At 71.7% G+C, this 20,187-nt stretch carries 15 protein-coding genes and 1 pseudogene; 6 read left to right on the plus strand and 10 right to left on the minus strand.

The genetic code is table 11. The annotated features are described in order from the left end of the window. Window positions 1–14: 14 nt before the first annotated feature. From ubiA to recG, 4 genes are read right to left on the minus strand one after another with little or no spacing between them, the layout of a single operon-like run. Window positions 15–887 (minus strand): 4-hydroxybenzoate octaprenyltransferase, encoded by an 873-nt coding sequence (ubiA, locus tag YS110_12155; protein UJB65448.1) that lies wholly within the window; start codon window positions 885–887, stop codon window positions 15–17. A 57-nt stretch (window positions 888–944) separates the two neighbouring features. Continuing rightward, window positions 945–1,475, minus strand: coding sequence for a DNA starvation/stationary phase protection protein (locus tag YS110_12160; GenBank protein ID UJB65449.1), 531 nt, complete (start codon window positions 1,473–1,475; stop codon window positions 945–947). A gap of 30 nt (window positions 1,476–1,505) precedes the next feature. Further along, the gene (locus tag YS110_12165) at window positions 1,506–2,471 is read right to left on the minus strand and encodes a LysR family transcriptional regulator (GenBank protein ID UJB65450.1); all 966 of its coding nucleotides are present in this window, start codon (window positions 2,469–2,471) and stop codon (window positions 1,506–1,508) included. Between the two features lie 37 nt (window positions 2,472–2,508). Then, complete coding sequence (gene recG / locus YS110_12170) at window positions 2,509–4,659, minus strand: ATP-dependent DNA helicase RecG (protein ID UJB65451.1); 2,151 nt, start codon at window positions 4,657–4,659, stop codon at window positions 2,509–2,511. Between the two features lie 62 nt (window positions 4,660–4,721). Between recG and YS110_12175 the strand changes: the two are divergent. The 6 genes and pseudogenes from YS110_12175 to YS110_12200 all read left to right on the plus strand — a co-directional run bounded on the left by YS110_12175 (window position 4,722) and on the right by YS110_12200 (window position 11,825). Continuing rightward, window positions 4,722–6,002, plus strand: a pseudogene (locus tag YS110_12175) (HD-GYP domain-containing protein). Window positions 6,003–6,086: 84 nt separating this feature from the next. Next, window positions 6,087–6,359, plus strand: coding sequence for a hypothetical protein (locus tag YS110_12180; protein UJB65452.1), 273 nt, complete (start codon window positions 6,087–6,089; stop codon window positions 6,357–6,359). Beyond that, entirely contained in the window at window positions 6,346–6,660 is a 315-nt protein-coding gene (locus tag YS110_12185; protein UJB65453.1) for a hypothetical protein, read from the plus strand. The genes YS110_12180 and YS110_12185 overlap by 14 nt, the downstream gene beginning before the upstream one ends. Beyond that, window positions 6,657–8,249 carry a PepSY domain-containing protein gene (locus YS110_12190; protein UJB65454.1) on the plus strand — a complete coding sequence of 531 codons (1,593 nt, stop codon included), beginning with the start codon at window positions 6,657–6,659 and terminating at the stop codon, window positions 8,247–8,249. Before YS110_12185 ends, YS110_12190 begins: the two co-directional genes overlap by 4 nt. Continuing rightward, on the plus strand, window positions 8,246–9,934 hold the full coding sequence (gene fes, locus YS110_12195; GenBank protein ID UJB65455.1) for an enterochelin esterase: 1,689 nt from the start codon (window positions 8,246–8,248) through the stop codon (window positions 9,932–9,934). The genes YS110_12190 and fes overlap by 4 nt, the downstream gene beginning before the upstream one ends. Before the next feature lie 187 nt (window positions 9,935–10,121). Beyond that, window positions 10,122–11,825, plus strand: coding sequence for an EAL domain-containing protein (locus tag YS110_12200; protein UJB65456.1), 1,704 nt, complete (start codon window positions 10,122–10,124; stop codon window positions 11,823–11,825). A gap of 87 nt (window positions 11,826–11,912) precedes the next feature. On the opposite strand, the gene YS110_12205 is transcribed toward YS110_12200, so the two are convergent. The 6 genes from YS110_12205 to nirB all read right to left on the minus strand — a co-directional run bounded on the left by YS110_12205 (window position 11,913) and on the right by nirB (window position 20,014). Then, entirely contained in the window at window positions 11,913–13,052 is a 1,140-nt protein-coding gene (locus YS110_12205; GenBank protein ID UJB65457.1) for a bacteriohemerythrin, read from the minus strand. Window positions 13,053–13,140: 88 nt separating this feature from the next. Beyond that, on the minus strand, window positions 13,141–14,865 hold the full coding sequence (locus tag YS110_12210) for a protein kinase (GenBank protein UJB65458.1): 1,725 nt from the start codon (window positions 14,863–14,865) through the stop codon (window positions 13,141–13,143). Then, window positions 14,862–15,671, minus strand: a complete 810-nt coding sequence (locus tag YS110_12215; protein UJB65459.1) for a formate/nitrite transporter family protein — start codon at window positions 15,669–15,671, stop codon at window positions 14,862–14,864. Before YS110_12215 ends, YS110_12210 begins: the two co-directional genes overlap by 4 nt. A 216-nt stretch (window positions 15,672–15,887) precedes the next feature. Continuing rightward, window positions 15,888–17,156, minus strand: coding sequence for a nitrate- and nitrite sensing domain-containing protein (locus YS110_12220; protein UJB65460.1), 1,269 nt, complete (start codon window positions 17,154–17,156; stop codon window positions 15,888–15,890). Next, on the minus strand, window positions 17,153–17,491 hold the full coding sequence (gene nirD / locus YS110_12225) for a nitrite reductase small subunit NirD (GenBank protein ID UJB65461.1): 339 nt from the start codon (window positions 17,489–17,491) through the stop codon (window positions 17,153–17,155). Before nirD ends, YS110_12220 begins: the two co-directional genes overlap by 4 nt. A gap of 15 nt (window positions 17,492–17,506) precedes the next feature. Continuing rightward, window positions 17,507–20,014: a nitrite reductase large subunit gene (gene nirB, locus YS110_12230; protein ID UJB65462.1), complete on the minus strand. Its 2,508-nt coding sequence runs from the start codon at window positions 20,012–20,014 to the stop codon at window positions 17,507–17,509. Between the last annotated feature and the right edge of the window lie 173 nt (window positions 20,015–20,187).

Here is a 20,187-nt window from a genome sequence, read left to right on the forward strand (position 1 = left end):
TATCAAAACAGGAGTTACTGCAGGGCGTAGCCGAGCGCCACACCGGCGAACAGGGCCACGCCGATCCAGTGGCTTTTGCTGAACGCGGTGAAGCAGCCCGCGCGCGTGCGTGCGCGGATCAGCGTGTAGTGCCATGCCACCTGCGCCGCCGCCGCGCCCAGGCCCAGCGCCAGCGGCCAGCCGGGCACCAGCGGCCACAGCGCCCAGGCCGTGAGCGCCAGGCACAGCGCGAAGAACACCATGATGCCGGCCACGTCGAAGCGCCCGAGCGTGATGGCCGAGGTCTTCATGCCGATCTTCAGGTCGTCGTCGCGGTCCACCATGGCGTACTCGGTGTCGTAGGCCAGCACCAGGAACAGGTTGGCCAGCCACAGCACCCAGGCCGTGGCCGGCACCTGGCCCTGCACGGCGGCGAAGGCGATGACGATGCCGAAGTTGAACGCGATGCCCAGGAACGCCTGCGGCATGGCGAAGAAGCGCTTGGTGAACGGGTACAGGATGGTGAACAGCACCGCGGGCACCGCCCAGGCGACGGCCTCCCAGCGCGTGGTCAGCACCAGCGCCAGGGACACCAGCGCGAGCGCGGCGCCCAGCAGCGCGGCCTCCTTCACCGACACCTGCCCGCTGGTGATGGGGCGCGCCTGGGTGCGCTTGACATGGCGGTCGAAGTCGCGGTCGGCGATGTCGTTGATGCAGCAGCCGCTGCTGCGCATCAGCACCGTGCCTGCCACGAACACCACCAGCAGGTGCCAGCCCGGAAAGCCGCCCGCCGCCACCCACAGCGCCACCAGCGTGGGCCAGACGAGCACCAGCCAGCCAGCGGGGCGGTTGAAGCGGACCAGGTCGAGGTAGAGCGAGAGGCGGCTGCGCCGCGGTGTATCCGGCATGTGCGTGATCCAAAGAAAAAAGGGCCGAAGCCCTTTTGCAGCTTGCGCTGACTGCTATCAATCTTCCAGCAGCGAGCGCAGCATCCACGCCGTCTGCTCGTGCACCGTCAGGCGCTGGGTCAGCAGGTCGGCGGTGGGCTCGTCGCCAGCCTTGTCGGCCAGCGGGAACAGCGCGCGCGCGGTGCGCGCCACGGCCTCGTGGCCTTCGACGAGGATGCGCACCATCTCCAGCGCATGGGGCGGCTTGACGGGCGCGTCGGCCAGCGAGGTCAGCTTGCCGAACTCGGCGTAGGAGCCGGGCGCGGCGTGGCCCAGCGAGCGGATGCGCTCGGCCACCGGATCGACGGCGTTCCACAGCTCGGTGTACTGCGCCATGAACATGGCGTGCAGCGAGTTGAACATCGGGCCGGTGACGTTCCAGTGGAAGTTGTGCGTGGTCAGGTACAGCGTGTAGGTGTCGGCCAGCAGGCGCGACAGGCCCTGGGCGATGGCGGCGCGGTCCTTGTCGCCGATGCCGATGTTGATGCGCGGCGCGCCGCCCTTCGCGGTGGCTGCTGCGGCGGCCGATTTGCTGCTGGATTTGGCCATGGGGTTACCTCCTGGTTGGGTTGCGGGACTTCAAGACAAACGGGTCACGCCAGGCAGTTCGCAGGCGTAGATGGCGTTGCGCAGCGCGGCGATGGCCTCGTAGCGCGTGAAGCTGCGGCGCCAGGCCAGCACCACGCGGCGCATGGGCGGGCCGGCGCCGTCGGCGTCCTGGATGGGCAGGTAGCGGATGTGGTTGTCGTCGCTCTTGCGGCGGCGCACGCCGCGGTGCAGCGCGTCGCGCGGCACCGACAGGCGCGGCACCAGCGTGACGCCCATGCCGGCCGACACCATGTGCTTGATGGTCTCCAGCGACGAGCCCTCGAAGGTGCGGCGGATGCCCTCGGCGTTGCTGGCGTAGCGCGCGAACTCGGGGCAGACCTCGAGCACGTGGTCGCGGAAGCAATGGCCCGTGCCCAGCAGCAGCATGGTCTCGTTCTTCAGCTCCTCGGTGGAGACGCTGTCGCGCTCGGCCAGCGGGTGGCTGCTGGGCACGGCGGCCATGAAGGGCTCGTCGTACAGCGTCGCCATGGCCAGGCCGGTGTCGGGGAAGGGCTCGGCCAGGATGGCGCAGTCGATCTCGCCGGTGCGCAGCATCTCCAGCAGCTTGATGGTGAAGTTCTCCTGCAGCATCAGCGGCATCTGCGGCGTACGCGCGATGGCCTGGCGCACCAGCTCGGGCAGCAGGTAGGGGCCGATGGTGTAGATCACGCCGAGCGTGAGCGCGCCGGCCAGCGGGTCCTTGCCGCGCTTGGCGATCTCCTTGATGGCCGCGGCCTGCTCCAGCACGCTCTGCGCCTGGCGCACGATGTCCTCGCCCAGCGGGGTGACGGTGACTTCGCCCGCGCTGCGCTCGAAGATCTTCACGTCCAGCTCGTCCTCGAGCTTCTTCACGGCCACCGACAGCGTGGGCTGCGACACGTAGCAGGCATCGGCAGCGCGGCCGAAGTGCTTTTCACGGGCCACGGCGACGATGTACTTGAGTTCGGTCAGTGTCATGGGTGCCATTGTGCCGCCTCGGAACGCTGGCACATTCTCAGGCTTTCAGAAAGTCGGATTTACCACCAAGCCAGCGGGCGATATGCCGCTGGGCCAGCGCCGGGTGGCGGTCCAGCATCAGCGGGGCGGTTTCGCGCGCCCATTCGAGCAGGGCCTTGTCGGCCTCCAGGTCGGCGAAGCGCAGCAGCGGCGCGCCGGACTGGCGCGCGCCGAGGAATTCGCCGGGCCCGCGGATCTCCAGGTCGCGCCGCGCGATCTCGAAGCCGTCGCTGGTCTCGGCCATGGCGCGCAGGCGGTCCCGGGCGGTCTCGCCCAGGCGCCCGCTCTCGCCCGTGGCGTACAGCAGCACGCAGGCCGACGCGGCGGCGCCGCGCCCCACGCGCCCGCGCAGCTGGTGCAGCTGCGACAGGCCGAAGCGCTCGGCATGCTCGATCACCATGAGCGAGGCGTTGGGCACGTCCACTCCCACCTCGATCACGGTGGTGGAGACCAGCACGCCCATGGCGCTGCTGGTGAACTGCGCCATCACGGCCTTCTTCTCGGCGCTGGGCATGCGCGAGTGCAGCAGGCCCACCTGCACGCCCGGCAGGGCTTCGCTCAGGTCGGCGTGCGTGGCCGTGGCGTTGGACAGGTCCAGCGCCTCGCTTTCCTCGATCAGCGGGCACACCCAGTACACCTGGCGACCCTGCGCCACCTGGGCGCCGATGCGCGCGATGACCTCGTCCTTGCGGCTGTCGGCGATCAGCTTGGTGACCACGGGCGTGCGCCCGGGCGGCAGCTCGTCGATGGTGGAGACGTCAAGGTCGGCGTAGTAGCTCATGGCCAGCGTGCGCGGAATGGGCGTGGCGCTCATCATGAGCATGTGCGGCTCCATGCGCTGGTCTTCGAGCTTTTGCCGCAGCGCCAGGCGCTGCGCCACGCCGAAGCGGTGCTGCTCGTCGATCACCGCCAGCCCCAGGCGCGCGAACTGCACCTGCTCCTGGATCACGGCGTGCGTGCCCACCACCAGCGCCGCCTCGCCGCTGGCCACCAGCGCCAGCATGGCGGCGCGCTCCTTCTTCTTCTGCGCGCCCGCCAGCCAGGCCACGCGCAGGCCCCGGGGCGCGAGCAGCGGCTCCAGCCAGCCCACGAGCTTGCCGAAGTGCTGCTCCGCCAGGATTTCGGTGGGCGCCATGAGCGCGCACTGCCAGCCGGCGTCGATGGCGATGACGGCCGCGAGCGCCGCCACCACGGTCTTGCCCGCGCCCACGTCGCCCTGCAGCAGCCGGTGCATGGGGCGGCTGCGCGCCATGTCGTGGGCGATTTCGCCGCACACGCGGCGCTGCGCCGCCGTGAGCGCGAACGGCAGCGCCGCCAGCAACTGCTCGTGCAGCGCCAGCCCGGGCGCGTCCTGCGCTGGCGCGGGCCGCAGCACGGGCGCGCGCAGGTGGTCGCGCTCGCGCTTGGCGGTGAGCTGCGACAGCTGCTGCGCCAGCAGCTCCTCGGCCTTCAGGCGCTGCCACGCCGGGTGGCTCTGGTCCTCCAGCGTGGCCAGGGCCACGTCGGGCGTGGGGTGGTGCAAAAAAAGGAGCGCCTCGCGTAGATCCCACGGGCGCTGCAGGCCGTTTTGGCCCCAAAAACAGGGCGGCGCCACGCCGGCCGGCAGGGTCTCGGACAGGTCGGCGCGCTGCAGCCCGCCCACCACCGCGCGGCGCAGGTAGGCCTGCGGCAGCTGCGCCACCGTCGGATACACCGGCGTCAGGGCCTGGGGCAGCTCGCCCTCGGCCTTGCGGAAGGCCGGGTGCAGCATCTGCCGCCCCCAGAAGCCGCCGCGCACCTCGCCACGCAGGCGCAGGCGCGCGCCCACGGCCAGGGTTTTCTGGTGCGAGGGGTAGAAGCTGAAGAAGGTCAGCTCGCAGGTGCCGGTGCCGTCGTCCACCACCACCTTGAGCAGGCGGCGCGGGCGCAGTTGCACCTCGCACGCGGTCACCGTGGCCTCGATCTGCGCCGCCTCGCCATCGCGCAGCGCGCGGATGGGAGTGATGCGCGTCTCGTCCTCGTAGCGCAGCGGCAGGTGCAGCGCCAGGTCGATGTCGCGCACCAGCCCCAGCTTGCGCAGGGCCTGCTGGGCGGGGCTGGGCGCGGGTTTAGGCTTGGCGCCCGTCGCGGGCGCGACGGGACCGGAGGGGGGCGATTTCTGGCGGGGCACGCAAAAAGGCTACCATGGCTTGTCGCGCGATTTGCCGATTTCCGTTTCGTTTCGTTTCCGCCATGCTCAAGCGCATCCACGTAGAAGACCTCACCCTGGGCATGTACCTCCACGAATTCTGCGGATCCTGGATGGAACACCCGTTCTGGCGCACGCGCTTCCTGCTGGAGGAGCCCAGGGACCTGGAGCGCATCCACAGCACCGCGGTGCAGGAGGTCTGGATCGACGTCTCGCGCGGCAAGGACGTGGCCGTGGGCAAGCCGTCCCTGTCCCCCGAAGAGGTGGAGGCGCGCATCGCCACCGACTTCGGCGCGCTCGACGGCCTGGCGCCGCTGCACGTGGTATCGCCCGAGCTGCCGCCCCCGCCGGCGCACGACCTGGATCCCACCTGCACCCAGATGGAGATCCGCCGCGCCGCGCAGATCTGCAGCAACGCCAAGCAGGCCGTGGTTTCGATGTTCAAGGAAGCGCGCATGGGCAAGGCCATGGACGTGGCCGCGGCGTCCAGCCTGGTGGAGGAGATTTCCGACTCGGTGCTGCGCAACCCCGGCGCGCTCATCAGCCTGGCGCGGCTGAAGACCGCCGACGACTACACCTACATGCACTCCGTGGCCGTGTGCGCGCTGATGGTGGCGCTGGCGCGCCAGATCGGCCTGAGCGCGGGCCAGGTGCGCACCGCCGGCCTGGCCGGGCTGCTGCACGACCTGGGCAAGGCCGCCATTCCGCTGGAAGTCCTGAACAAGCCAGGCAAGCTCACCGACGAGGAGTTCGAGCTGGTCAAGAGCCACCCGGTGGAGGGCTGGAAGATGCTGCGCCGCGGCAGCGACGTGGAGCCCGCCGTGCTCGACGCCTGCCTGCACCACCACGAGAAGACCGACGGCACGGGCTACCCCGACCGCCTGGGCAACGACAAGCTCAGCACCATCGCGCGCATGGCCGCCATCTGCGACGTGTACGACGCCATCACCTCCAACCGCCCCTAAAAGAATGGCTGGGACCCTGCCGAATCCATCCGGCGCATGGCCGACTGGACGCGCGGGCACCTCGATTCGCGGCTGTTCCAGGCCTTCGTGAAAAGCCTGGGCATCTACCCCATCGGCTCGCTGGTGCGCCTGGACTCGGGGCGCCTGGGCGTGGTGGTGGAGCAGAATCCCGCCACCCTGGTGTCGCCGAAGGTCAAGGTGTTCTTCTCCACCCGGTCCGGCCTGCGCATCGTGCCCGAAACCGTGGACCTGGCCACCCCCGGCTGCAGCGACCGCATCGCCGCGCGCGAGGACCCGGCCAAGTGGCACTTCCCGGACCTGGACGAACTCTGGTCCGGGCTGCCCCAGCAGCCCTGGTAAGACACGCGCACACATCCTAAGAACAATTATCATTATTGTTTTAGGCTTTCGCGCTGCCGTGCCCGCACGGCGCGCCCGACACCCATGTCCCTCGTTCCCGCCGCCGCGCTGGCCCTGCTGCTCGCCAGCCTGGCCGCCATCTTCGCCACCGAGCGTGCCGCAAGCCGCATCACCGGCCCGCTGGGCTGGAGCCTGTTCCTCCTGCTGGCCGCCGGTGCCGCCTGGCTGCTGCGCGGCCCGGTGGGCACGGGCGAAGCCCTGGCCGTGGCCACCGTCGGCCTGATGGCCGTGGTGCCCGTGTGCGCCACGCTGCTCGGCTGGCGCCGCCGCCAGAAAGGCCCCCATGGCCGCCGCTGATCCCCGTCCGGCCCGCCGGGCCACGCCGCCGCTGGACCTGCTGCACCACGGCCTGGTGGGCGCCCTGCTGGGCTTTCCGCTGGCGGTCTGGCTCAGCGGCGCGCTGGTGTACCACGCGCCCTACGCGGCCGGCACGCTGAACGACATTTCCACCTACCAGGTGACGATGTGGGTGGTGCCGCCGCTGTGGGCCACGGTGATCGCCCTGGCCTTCCTCGCGCCCGGCAAGCGCGCCTGCTGGGCCGCGCTGCTGGCGGGCAATGCGCTGGCCTACGGCCTGCTGCGGGCGGTGCAGGCATGAAGGCCGCGACGCTGCGCGACTACCTGTCGGTGCACACCTGGACGGGCATCCTGGCGGGCACGCTGCTGTTCATCGCGTTCTACGCCGGCGGGCTGTCCATGTTCGCGCCCGAGATCACGCACTGGGCGCGCGCCGAGCCCGCGCGCGTCGGCGCCAGCCAGGACGCCGACGCGCTCGCCACCGCGTTCTTCGCCGCGCACCCGAAGGTCGAGCGCGCCACGCTGGTGCTCGCGTCCGACACCAACGCCGCCCCGCTGATGCGCTGGGGCAAGCGCGGCGAACCGCCCCAGCAGGTGGAGCTGGACGCCCAGGGCCAGTTGCGCCCCGTGGCCGCGCCCGCCGGCGAGGCGGGCCACTTCGTGGACTACCTGCACCGCAAGGGCGGGCTGCCCGTGGCGCTGGACACCTCGGAGCCCGTGATCGGCATCGTCTCGCTGCTGTACGCGCTGGCGCTGATCTCGGGCGTGGTCGTGCTGCTGCCCTCGCTGGTCAAGGACCTGCTGGTGGTGCGCTTCGGGCGCAACGTCAAGCGCCTGTGGCTCGACCTGCACAACCTGCTGGGCGTGGCCAGCCTGCCGTTCCACGTGGTGATGGCGCTGTCGGCCGCCGTGTTCTGCCTGCACGACTGGATCTACGACGCCCAGGGCGCGCTGATCTACCCCCAGGGCCTGCGCCCCGTGGTGGCGCGCACCGAGGTGCCGCGCCCGCCCGTGGCGCTGGAGCGCGCCGCCTGGCGCACGCCCACGCAGCTCGCGCAGGACGCGGCGCGCGCCGTGCCCGGCTTCGCCGCCACGGCGCTGGACTACCGGGGCCTGGGCACGCCGAAGGCCAGCGTGTTCATGGCAGGCACGGATGACACGCACTTCAAGCGCCGCCCGCGCGAGGGTTTCGCCGTGCTCGACCCGGCCACGGGCGCGCTGGTGCAGGACACCATGGCGCCGGGCCAGGGCTCGGGCATGGCGCGCGCGGTGGTCAGTTTCTTCGCGCTGCACTTCGGCGCCTACGGCGGCGAGCCCGTGCGCGTGCTCTACGCCGTGCTCGGCGTGATGGGCGCGCTGCTGTTCTACACCGGCAACGTGCTGTGGATCGAGAGCCGCACCAAGCGCCTGCGCCAGCCGCCCGGCGCCGTGGAGCAGCCGCGCCACGTGCGCTGGATCGCCGCGCTCAACGTGGGCGCGTGCCTGGGCTGCGTGGCCGGCCTCTCCGTGGCGCTGGTGGCCGCGCGCTGGCTCGGCGCCACGGCGCTCGCGCCCGACACGGTGCTGCACGGCGCCTACTACGCCGTCTTCGCCGCCTGCCTGGGCTACGCCTTCGCGCGCGGCGCGCAGCGCGCCGCCGTGGGCCTGCTGGCCTGTGCCGCGCTGGCCACGGCGCTGATCCCGCTCACCAGCGCGGCGCTGCCGCTGCTCGCCACGCTGGCGCCCTGGGCCGAGGTGCTGGACAAGCCTTACACGCGCGGCCTGGCCTACGTCGATGGCCTGTCCGCCGCCGGCGCGGCGCTGCTCGCCTGGATGGCTTGGCGCACGGCACGGCGCGCCGCCGCGCCCGCCGGCCAGGCCGGTTTCTCCACACCCGCACTGACGACATGACGATCTCCACAACCCCACGGCAGCGCCCCCTGGCGCGCGCCGCGCTGCGGGCCGGCGCGCTGGCGTGCGCCGCCCTGGCACTGGCCGCCCCGGCGGCCGAGCCACCCCTGGACGTGGGCGCCGCGCCGCACGGCACGCTCGCCCCGGGCCAGGCGCTGCGCTGGCCGGTGGCCGTGCCGCCCGGCCACGTGGTGCAGGGCGACTTCGACGCCCCCGGCGCCGTGCTCGACCTGCTGGACGCCGAGGGCCGCCACCTGCGCCGCCTGGTTGCCGAGGGCAGCAGCCCCCAGGGCTTCACCTGGCAGGTGGCCCCCGGCCAGCAGCTGCAGGTGCGCGCAGGCGCCGAGGGTGGCCAAGGCAGCGAAAGCGGCAGCTATGCGCTGCACCTGCGCCGCGCGCTGGCCCCTGCTGCTGCTGCCCCGGCCGGCGCCGCGCCCGAGAGCCAGCGCCTGCGCGCGCTCGCGCAGGCGCTGGCGCAAGGCGGCGGCACGGACGCTTTCTGGGCCGAGCGCGCGCGCGAGGGCACGCCACTGGTCGAGCCACTGCCGGGCCGCGAGGCGCTCGTCACCTTCCTGTGGCGCGGCACGCCGCACACGCGCAGCGTGCGCCTGTTCGGCAGCCCCTCGGGCAACCACGACCCGCTGCAGCGCCTGGACGGCAGCGACGTGTGGTGGGCAAGCTTTCGCATGCCGCTGGGTGCGCGCCTGTCCTACCGCCTGGCGCCCGACGTGCCGCAGGTGCAGGGCTCGGCGCAGGACCAGCGCCGCATGGTCCTGGCCACGGCGCAGCGCGACCCGCTGAACCCGCGCGTCTTCCCCGCGCGCGCCGATGCCGCGCTCGATGCCTTCCAGGGCTTTTCCGTGCTGGCGCTGCCCGCGGCGCCAGCGCAGCCCTGGGTGGCGCCGCGCCCCGGCGTGGCACCAGGCCAGCTCACGCGCCACGTGGTGGACAGCCGCATCCTGGGCAACCAGCGCCCGGTCTGGCTCTACCGCCCGGCGGGCGCCGCGCCCCAGGCGCTGCTGGTGCTGTTCGACGCGCACGCCTACCGCGAGGACGTGCCCACGCCGCGCATCGTCGACAACCTGCTGGCCGATGGCCTGATCCCGCCCACGGCCGTGGTGCTGGTGTCCAACCCCAGCCCCGAGGCGCGCGCCGCCGAGCTGCCGCCCAACCCGGCGTTCGCGCGCTTCCTCGACGAGGAACTGATGCCCTGGGTGCAGGCGCAAGGGCTGGCGCAGCCACCCGAGGCCACGGTGATCGCCGGGTCGAGCTACGGCGGCCTGGCCTCGGCCTACGCCGGCCTGGTGCTGCCGCAGCGCTTCGGCCGCGTGCTGAGCCTGTCGGGCTCGTACTGGTGGGCGCCGCCGGGCGAGCTGCCGGGCTGGATGATGCGCGCCTACGCCGGGGCGCCGCCGCGCGCCGTGCGCTTCTACCTCGACGCCGGGCGCTACGAGGGCGCGCGCGGCGGGCAGGACGGCATCCTGGAGACCAACCGCCACCTGGGCGACGTGCTGCGCGCCAGGGGCTACGCCGTGACCCAGCGCGAGCACGCCACGGGCCACGACTACCTGCACTGGCAAGGCGCGCTCGGCTGCGGGCTGGTGGCGCTGCTGAACCCGGCGCGCTTCGCGCAGGGGCTGGCGGCGTGCGATGCGCCCGCAGCCACGCCCGACCCCGCTATGTAATCAATAGCTGGGAGCGCGCGGCAGGCGGACGATTCGGGGTTAAAACCCATGGAATCTATCGCCAGCAAAGCGCAAGAAGCTATCGTTTAAGTAGCAAAAGCAGGCTGTCATGCGCGTGCGGGGCGAATACCCTTACATTTGCACACATTGGTGGTTTTGCCGAAGGACCGACACATGGGGCTGAACGATGTCTGCGCACCGCACACCGCCCGGGCAGCCCGGGGCGGGCCGCCGCCATGGCGGCCGCGCGGAGCCTGACCCGGCCATGGCGCCCCCGCCCACGACCACGCCCCCCGGGCCGCGCCGGCTGCGCCGCGCGCTGTCCTGGCTGGGCCACCGCAGCAACCGCTCGGCGCTGGCGCTGTCGGTGCTGCTGGGCGTGGTGTTCGCCGTGTCGTCGGTGTACCTGGCGCGCGTGCAGACGCTGGACGAATACCGCGCCATCGCCGTGCAACTGGCGCACTACGCGGTGCAGCGCACCGACCGCATCCGCGAGCACACCTTCCACGCCTTCCAGGTGCTGCGCACCCAGGGCACGGCCGACCCCTGCGCCAACGCCAACCTGGCGCTGATGCGCCGCCTGAGCTACGGCAGCGACCTGGTGGTCGACATCGGCTACGTGCGCGACGGGCGCCTGCTGTGCTCCACGGCCGGCCGCCACGGCGCGGGCATCCCCCTGCCCGCGCCCGACTACCTCAGCCCCTCGGGCGCACAACTGCGCCTGGGCGTGCAGCTGCCGTTCGCCGGCGAGGCGCGCTACACCCTGTCCACGCTCGACGGCTACACCACGATCATGCGCGCCGAGTGGTCGGAAGACGTGCTGGGCTGGATGCCCGACGCCGGCATCGCCATCGGCACGCTGCACCCGCGCAGCCGCAAGCTGCTGTTCTCGCGCGGCGCACTGGATGCGCAGCTCATCGACGCGCTCAGCGCCACGCCGCCGCGCGTGAACGAGCACGAGCGCCTGGTGGTGCTGCAGGGCTCGGCCTTCGATTACGTGGGCTTCGCCGTGATCCCCACGCGCGAGCTGCAAAGCCGCTGGCGCGCGCGGGCGCTGCAGATGATGCCGGTGGGCCTGCTGCTCGGGCTACTGCTGGCGGGGCTGGTGTTCTGGGTCATGTGGCGCCAGACCTCGATGCCCGCCATGATCCGCTCGGCGCTGCGCCAGGACGAGTTCAGCATGGTCTACCAGCCCGTGGTGGAGCTGGCCACGGGCCGCTGGGTGGGGCTGGAGGCGCTGATGCGCTGGCGCCGCCCCGACGGCACCATGATCTCGCCCGACGTGTTCATTCCCGCCGCCGAGCGCAGCGGCCAGATCAGCGCCCTCACGGCCTGGGTGGCCGCGCGCGTGCTAGCCGAGACGCGCCCGCTGCTGCAGGCGGACCCGCAGTTCCACCTGGCCATCAACGTGACGGGCGACGACCTGCTGGACGGGCGCTTCCACGCCAGCCTGTCGGCGCTGCTGCAGCGCCACGGCGTGGCCGCGTCGCAGCTCATCGGCGAGATCACCGAGCGCGTGTTCATGCACACCGGGCAGACGGGCGAGCAGATCCACGCGCTGCGCGCGCTGGGCATGCGCATCGCCATCGACGACTTTGGCACCGGCTACTCCAGCCTGGCGTACCTGACGCGCCTGGAGCTGGACTACCTGAAGATCGACAAGACCTTCGTCGATCCGATCGGCACCGGCGCGGTGACGGCCAACGTGGTCAGCCACATCATCGCCATGGCCCAGTCGCTGGGCCTGACCATGATCGCCGAGGGCGTGGAGACCCAGGCGCAGGCCGACTTCCTGCGCGCCCAGGGCGTACAGCAGGCGCAGGGCTGGCTGTTCGCGCGGCCCATGCCGATCGACGAGGTGCGCCAGCGCATGGCCGGGGGCGCTACGTAATCCATAGCTGGCAGCGCTTGGCTGGCCTGGTTTTAGAAGAATAAAGTGCCGCGATCCGGCATTGGTCAAGCGCTACCAGCTACTTTTTCAGGAGCACTCAGCTACCACCGCGCGGTTGCGGCCCTGGTGCTTGGCCGCGTACAGCGCCGCATCGGCGCGGGCGATGAGCGCGGCCGAGCCGCTGGCGCCGCCCGGGGCCGCGTTGGGCACCTGGCTGCACATGCCGGCGCTGATGCTCACCCAGGGCCCGGCCAGCGAGTCGGCGTGCGGCAGGTCGAGCGCGCGCACCGCCTGCACCATGCGCTCGGCCATGGCCTGGGCGCCGGCCGCGTCGGTCTCGGGCAGCACCACGGCCAGTTCCTCACCGCCGTAGCGCGCCACCAGGTCGGTGCCGCGGCGCACGCAGCCGGCCACGGCGCGCGCCACGGCCTGCAGGCAGGCGTCGCCCTGCTGGTGGCCGTAGCGGTCGTTGTAGCGCTTGAAGCAGTCCACGTCGATCATCACCAGGCCCACGGGGCGCTGGGCGCGCCGCGCCAGCGCGCAGGCCTGCTCCAGCCATTCGTTGAAATGCGCGCGGTTGGCGATGTTCAGCAGCGCGTCGGTGCGCGAGAGCGTGCGCAGGCGCTCGTTGGCCTCCTCCAGCTCGCGCGTGCGCTGGGCCACGCGCGCCTCCAGGTGCTGGTTGGCCTCGGCCAGCTGCGCGTTCTGCACCGACAGCGCGGCGTACAGCTTGCTGATCATCTTGAGCAGCGCCTGGATGCCGTTGTCGTGCGTCTCGCGCTCGCGCTCGAACGCCTGGGCCGCACTCAGCCCCTGGCGCACCGAGACGATCTGCCGCGCCATCGACTGGTCGATGCCCAGGATGTGCAGGCCCAGCCAGGAGGTGAGGAAATCGACCAGCGTGGTGCCCGCGTCGGCCAGCGAGGCGCGCTGCGTCCACAGCATGCGCACCTGGTCCACGAACTGCTGGTGCAGCATGCGGTGCGCTTCCAGGTGGCGCGGGTCGAGCCCGGCGGCGGCCATCATCTCCTCCTCCTCGCGGAAGTGGTAGGCGGTGTAGGCCAGCAGGCGCGCATACACGTCGGCCAGCACCGGCTCGCTGTCGGCGGTTTGCGAAAACAGCGCACGGCTGAGCTCGTTGAACAGGTCCACCAGGGCGCGGTGCTGCTCGTCCACCGCATCCAGGCCGGTGACGAAGCCGTCGTCCCAAACAAAAGAGGTATCCATGGCACATAACCACGTCATGACAGGGGCTGTGAGTGTAAGGCGGGCACTTTTCGCGGCGTTGACACCCATCAAGCGCGCAGGGGCACCCCTATGCCAGCGCCCGCGCCAGCACGCCCAGCAGCCCGATGACGGCCAGCCCCAGCAGCGTGGCCACCGTCTGCCAGAACGCCACCGGGTCGCGCTCGGCCAGCGGCGGCGCGCGGCGGCGGTGGAAGTCGGGCCCGGGCGCGCGCAGGTCGTGCACGAACTCGGCCGCCGCCTGCTGGCGCCGGGCGGGCTGCGGGTGCAGGGCCTTGCGCAGCACGGCGTCCAGCCAGGCGGGCAGGTCGGGGCGGTGGTGGGCGAGCGGCACGTAGCGCAGGCGGCGCGGGTCGTCGCCGGGGCGCAGGCGCGCGGGCTGCAGGCCGTAGGGTAGTTGGCCGGCGAGCATCTGGTAGGCGATGGCGGCGAGCGAGAACAGGTCCGAGCGTTCGTCGCCGCCCTGGCCGGCGAGGTATTCGGGCGCGGTGTACTGCAGCGTGCCTTCGATGGCCATGGGCCGCGCCTCATCGGCGGCGTACAGGCCGGGCACGTGGGCGCTGGCCAGGTCGATGATGCGCGCCGTGCCCTGCGCGTCGATCACCACGTTGGCCGGGCGCAGGTCCTGGTGCAGCATGCCGCGCCGGTGCAGCGCCTGCAGGCCGCGCGCCACCTGCTCCACGATGGCGCGCACCTCCTCCAGCGCGGGGCGCGGGTGGTCCACCATCCATTGCGCCAGGGTCTGGCCGGGCACGTATTCCAGCGCCGCGAACAGGTGGCCGCGCGGGCGCCGGGGCGCGCGGGCGCGCACCACGTGGGGGCTGTCGATGCGGCTGGCCACCCATTCGTCGAGCAGGAAGCGGTCGAGGAAGGCCGCGTCGTCGTGCGCGCTGGCGGCGGGGGTCTTGAGCACCACGGTCTCGCCGCTGGCGTCGTCGGTGGCCAGGTGCACGTGGCTGCGCGCGCCCACGTGCAGCGCGCGCACGATGGTGTAGCCCTCGAAGGCCATGCGCGGCGCCAGGGCGGACGGCAGGCGCAGGCCGTCGCGCGGCAGCAGGGTGCTCAAGCCGGTTTTCTCGGGCAGCGTGTCGATGCGCAGCAGTTGCACGGTGGCGTCGTCGTCGCTGCCGTGCGCGCGGGCGTGTTCGCACAGGGCGCGGGCGGCGGCGTCCAGGTCGTCGCCATGCTGGTGCAGCGCGGCGTGCACGGCGGGGGCGTCGATGTGGCCGTGCGCGCCGTCGGTGGCCAGCAGGTAGAGCGCGCCCGCCTCGGCGGGCCAGCAGCGCGTGTCGATCTCGACGTGCGCGTGCAGGCCCAGCGCGCGCGCCAGGTACGACTGGCCCGCGCCCACGTGCAGGCGGTGGTCTTCGGTCAGCGGCTCCAGCGCCTGCGGGTGCACGCGGCAGATGCGCGCGTCGCCCACGTGCAGCAGGTGCAGGTCGTGCCCGTGCAGGATGAGCGCGCTGAAGGCGCAGACATAGCCGCTGTCCTTGTCGAAGCGCGCCGCGCCGCGCTGATTCTGCGCATGCAGCCAGGCGTTGGTGGCGGCCAGCACCTGCTGCGCGGCGCGGCGCACGGGCCAGGCATCGGGCGTGGCGTAGTAGTCCTCCAGGAAGCCGCGCACCGCCGCGCTGCTGGCCACCTGGCTCACGCGGCTGGACCCTATGCCGTCGGCCACCGCCAGCGCGATGCCGCGCGCCACGCGCGCGTGGCCGGTGGGCAGCATGGCGCCGTGGAAGTCCTGGTTCGGACCGCCGGGCTTGGCCAGGGAGTGCTGGCCCAGCGTGACCTTCATGCCGCGCGCTTGGGTGCGGTCTTGTAGTGCGTCGAGTAGAGCGTGGCGCCGACGAACGTGAGGCCGCCGACGAGGTTGCCGAGCACGGTGGGAATCTCGTTCCAGATCAGGTAATCCATGATCGTGAAGTTGCCGCCCAGCATCAGCCCCGTGGGGAACAGGAACATGTTCACGATGGAGTGCTCGAAGCCCATGTAGAAGAACACCATGATCGGCATCCACATGCCGATGGCCTTGCCCGAGACGCTGGTGGACATCATGGCCGCGACCACGCCGGTGGAGACCATCCAGTTGCACATGACGGCGCGCACGAACAGCGTGAGCATGCCCGCCGCGCCGTGCGCCGAGTAGCCCAGCGTGCGCCCCTCGCCGATGTGGCCGAGCTTCTGGCCGACGAGGTTCGGCGCCTCCGAGAAGCCGAAGGTGAAGATGATGGCCATGAACACCGCCACGGTGAACGCGCCGGCGAAGTTGCCCACGAACACCAGCCCCCAGTTGCGCAGCACGCCGGCCGAGGTGGCGCCGGGGCGCTTGTCGATGACGGCCAGCGGCGCCAGCGTGAACACGCCGGTGAGCAGGTCGAACCCCATCAGGTACAGCAGGATGAAGCCGACCGGGAACAGCACCGCGCCGAGCAGCGGATTGCCGGTGTTGACGGTGACGGTGACCGCGAAGGCCGCCGCCAGCGCCAGGATGGCGCCGGCCATGTAGGCGCGGATCAGCGTGTCGCGGGTGGACATGAGCAGCTTGGATTCGCCGGCATCGACCATCCTGGTGACGAATTCGGCGGGGGCGACGTAGGCCATGAAGATTCTCCTTGGGTGAGAAAACGAAAAAAGGCGTCCCTGCGCACGGCCCTGCCATGCAGGGGGTGCGAGGGGACGCCTTCATCCCGGAAAACGCGGCCGCCTTGGGCCCCGTTGCGAGGGAGAGAGCAGGTTCCGTGCCAGCGTGGTGCGATGCGCGCTATCCAAACAGGAGCTGCTTGCGCTTGCTGGATAAGGGCTGGAGGCCAAAAACACTCATATTTCCGCGGGCCGCGCGAACGCGATGTCGGGCAGCGCCAGCGCGGCCTCGGCCACGTCGAGCAGGCGGCGGTTCTGGTCCATCGAGGTCTTTTGCAGCATGCGGAAGGCGGCTTCCTCGCTGAGGTTCAGGCGCGCCATCAGCATGCCCTTGGCACGCTCGATCACCTTGCGCTCGGAGAGGGCGCGGCGCGCGGCCTGCAGCTCGGTTTCGGTGCGCGCCAGGCGCTCGGCCTGGGTTTGCAGCAGCGCGTGCAGCGCGGCGGCCTCGCCGGGTGCATCGGCGGGCGTGCTGCCGGGCGGCTGCGCACGCAGGCGGTGCAGCAGGCCCTCGGAATCGTGCAGCGCCTGGCGCGCCTCGGCGGCGTGGCGCACGCATTCGGTGCGCAGGTGGCGCACCAGCGCGCACTCGAAGCCGCCCAGCGCCCCGATGCGCGCGCTGGCAGCGGCGAACCAGGCCTCGCTGTCGGCGGCGTCCAGCACGGTGCCGGGGCGCGCGGCGCACAGCACGCGGCGCAGGCGCTCCAGGCGCACGGCGCCCTCGCCGTGCTGCAGCGCCTCCCAATCGGCGCGCAGCGCGGCGCCGGCGAAGTCGGCGAACACGCGCAGGCCACGCTCCTGCGCGTCGATGAGGTGCGCCAGGTGCTCCTGCTGCTGGGCGCCGCAGCCGCCCGAAGCGAACAGGTGCGCGCCCGCCGCGCGCTCCTGGCCCGCGGCCTCCTTGGCCTGCACCAGGTGCAGCAGCGCCACCAGCGGGCGCAAAACGCTGGGCACGCCGGGCAGCAGGCTGGCGTCGGCCAGGTGCGAGAGCAGCTGCACCAGGCTGGCGATGCGCGCGGTGTAGGCGGCGATGGCGTCCTGCGCGCTGGTCTGGCGCGCCTGCACGGCGGCGCGCTGCGCGGGCAGCGCCTCCAGCCCCAGCAGCACCCAGGCCATGCGGCAGAGCATGGGCGCATCGACCTCCGCGTCGGCCTGGGCATTGTCCTCATCGGCCTCGCCCTGCGCGGCCAGCAGCGCGGCCAGGCGCGCCAGCGCGGGCGCGCCGGCGGCAATGGCATCGAGCCGCTCCTGCGCGAAGCGCTCGCCGCCCGAGGCCAGGTAGACGCTGCTGGCGCCGCGCTCGTGCTGCAGCGCGTGGATGCACTCGCGCAGCGCGTCCACCAGCGCGATGCGCTCGCCCAGGCGGTGCGCGGCCTGCATCTCCAGCCGCTTGGCGCGCAGCACCAGGCGGCTGACGGCGCCGGCGGGGGGCGGCACCGTGCTCATGCGCGGGCCACAAGCACCCGGCCGCCATCGACGCGCACCGGGTAGGTGCGCACCGACTGCGCGGGCGCTTCCAGGCATTCGCCGGTGGCCAGGTCGAAATGCTGCTTGTACAGCGGCGAGGCGACCACGGTGCGCCCGCCCAGGCTGCCCACCAGCCCGCGCGCGAGCACGCTGGCGCCGGACTGGGGGTCGATGTTGTCGATGGCGAAGAAGCCTCCGGTGCCGATGCGGAACACCGCCACGTGGCGGTCCTCGACGCGGGCGCACACGCCCGTGTCGGGCACGATGTCGTCGGCCTGGCACACGGTGGTCCAGGGGTGGGTCTTGGCGAGCATGGGGTGGTTCTCCTGTCAGGCGGGGATTTCATCGGCGCGCGCGGGGCGCTTCTGGCCGCGCTCGGGCACGAAGACGATGTGTTCGTCGGGCGCGTCGCTGTTGACGAAGCTCCTGAAGCGCTGGCGCACGGCGGGCGTGGTGACGGCGGTCTTCCACTCGCACTGGTAGGTGCCCACCACGTGGCGCATCTGCGCCTCCAGCGCTTCGCCCAGGCCCAGGCTGTCGTTCACCACCACGTCCTTCACGTAGTCCAGCCCGCCTTCGAGCGACTCGCGCCAGGTGCTGGTGCGCTGCAGCCGGTCGGCGGTGCGCACGTAGAACATCAGGAAGCGGTCGATGAGCTGGACCAGGCGCTCCTTCGTCAAGTCGCTGGCGAGCAGCTCGGCGTGGCGCGGCTTCATGCCGCCGTTGCCGCAGACGTAGAGGTTCCAGCCCTTTTCGGTGGCGATCACGCCCACGTCCTTGCCCTGCGCCTCGGCGCATTCGCGCGTGCAGCCGGAGACGCCGAACTTGATCTTGTGCGGCGCGCGCAGGCCCTTGTAGCGGTTCTCCAGCTCCACGGCCAGGCCCACGCTGTCCTGCACGCCGTAGCGGCACCAGGTGCTGCCCACGCAGCTCTTCACGGTGCGCAGGCTCTTGCCGTAGGCGTGGCCGCTCTCGAAGCCGGCGGCGATCAGTTCCTCCCAGATCAGCGGCAGCTGCTCCAGCCGGGCGCCGAACATGTCCACGCGCGCGCCGCCCGTCACCTTGGTGTACAGGCCGTACTTCTTGGCCACCTGGCCCACGGCAATCAGGCCGTCGGGCGTGACTTCGCCGCCCGGCATGCGCGGCACGACCGAATAGGTGCCGTCCTTCTGGATGTTGCCGAGGAAGTAGTCGTTGCTGTCCTGCAGCTTGGCGAGCTGCGGCTGCAGCACGAATTCGTTCCACACCGAGGCCAGCACGTTCGCGGCCACGGGCTTGCACACGTCGCAGCCCAGGCCCTGGCCGTGCCTGGCGAGCAGTTCGTCGAAGGTCTTGATGCCGCCCACGCGCACCAGGTGAAAGATTTCCTGGCGCGAATGGGCGAAGTGCTCGCACAGGTGGTTGTTCACCGCCAGGCCGCGCTTGCTCATCTCGGCCTTCATCACCTGCGTGACCAGCGGCACGCAGCCGCCGCAGGTGGCGCCCGCTTTCGTGCAGGCCTTGATCTCGGCGATGGTGCAGGCGCCTTCGCCCACAGCAGCGCAGATGGCGCCCTTGCTCACGTTGTTGCATGAGCAGATTTGCGCCGTATCGGGCAGCGCATCCACGCCCAGGCCGGGCCGGGCCTTGCCGTCGCTGCTGGGCAGGATGAGGAATTCGGGCTCCTCGGGCAGCGCGATGCCGTTCAGCGCCATCTGCAGCAGCGTGCCGTATTCGTCGGCGTTGCCCACCAGCACGGCGCCCAGCAGGCGCTTGCCGTCCTCGCTCACCACGATCTTCTTGTAGATCTGCTTGCGTTCGTCGATGTACTGGTAGCTGCGGCAGTGCGGCGTCTTGCCCTGCGCGTCGCCGATGCTGGCCACGTCCACGCCCATGAGTTTCAGCTTGGTGCTCATGTCGGCACCGGCGAAGCTGGCCTGCGCATCCCCGGCGATGTGCCGCGCCGCCACGCGCGCCATCTCGTAGCCGGGCGCGACCAGGCCGTAGAGCTGCTCGTTCCACGACGCGCATTCGCCGATGGCGTAGACGTTGCGGTCGCTGGTGCGGCAATGGTCGTCGATGGCCGCGCCGCCGCGCGGGCCGGTGGCCAGCGCGCACTGGCGGATCAGGTCGTCGCGCGGGCGGATGCCGGCGGAGAAGACGATCATGTCCGTCTCCAGCCAAGTGCCGTCGGCGAACACCATGCGGTGGCGCGCCGTGGCGCCGTCGGTGATCTCCACCGTGTTGCGGCCCGTGTGCACGTGCACGCCCAGCGCCTCGATCTTGGCGCGCAGCACGCGCCCGCCGCCTTCGTCCACCTGCACCGCCATCAGGCGCGGGGCGAATTCGACCACGTGCGTCGTGAGCCCCATGTCGCGCAGCGCCTTGGCACATTCCAGCCCCAAGAGGCCCCCGCCCACCACCACGCCGCTTCTCGATTTGGCGCCCGCCGCCGTCATGGCCTCCAGGTCCTCGATGGTGCGGTAGGTGAAGCAGTACGGCCGCTCGCGCCCCGGCACCGGCGGCACGAAGGGGACGGAGCCCGTGGCCAGCACCAGCTTGTCGTAGGGCAGCACCTCGCCGTCGGCGGTGGTGACGGTGTTCTTGCGCCGCTCCACGGCCACGGCGCGCGCGGCCAGGCGCAGCGAGAAGCCGGTCTTGTCGAAGAAGCCGGGCGGCACCAGCGAGAGGTCGTCCGCCGTCTTGCCGGCGAAGAATTCGGACAGGTGCACCCGGTCGTAGGCCGGGCGCGGCTCCTCGCACAGCACGGTGACCTGCGCGCCCGCGATCTTGCGTTCATCGAGCTGTTCGAGAAACTGGTGGCCCACCATGCCATGGCCGATCACGACGATTTTCATGTCTAACTCCTGCTGCATCAGTTGGGATCAACCGGGCCGCCAGGGATGCCATGCATCCCGCAGCCCGTTCGTCCGCCGTCGTTAGCGGAGTTGCCACCTGCCCGGCCACGCTACCGGCCAGATGGCATGGCAGAGCTCAGCAAATGCCATGCCAGCGTGCCGCACCATTTTGG

This window comes from Acidovorax sp. YS12 (genome assembly GCA_021496925.1).
Taxonomy (GTDB): Bacteria; Pseudomonadota; Gammaproteobacteria; order Burkholderiales; family Burkholderiaceae_C; genus Paenacidovorax.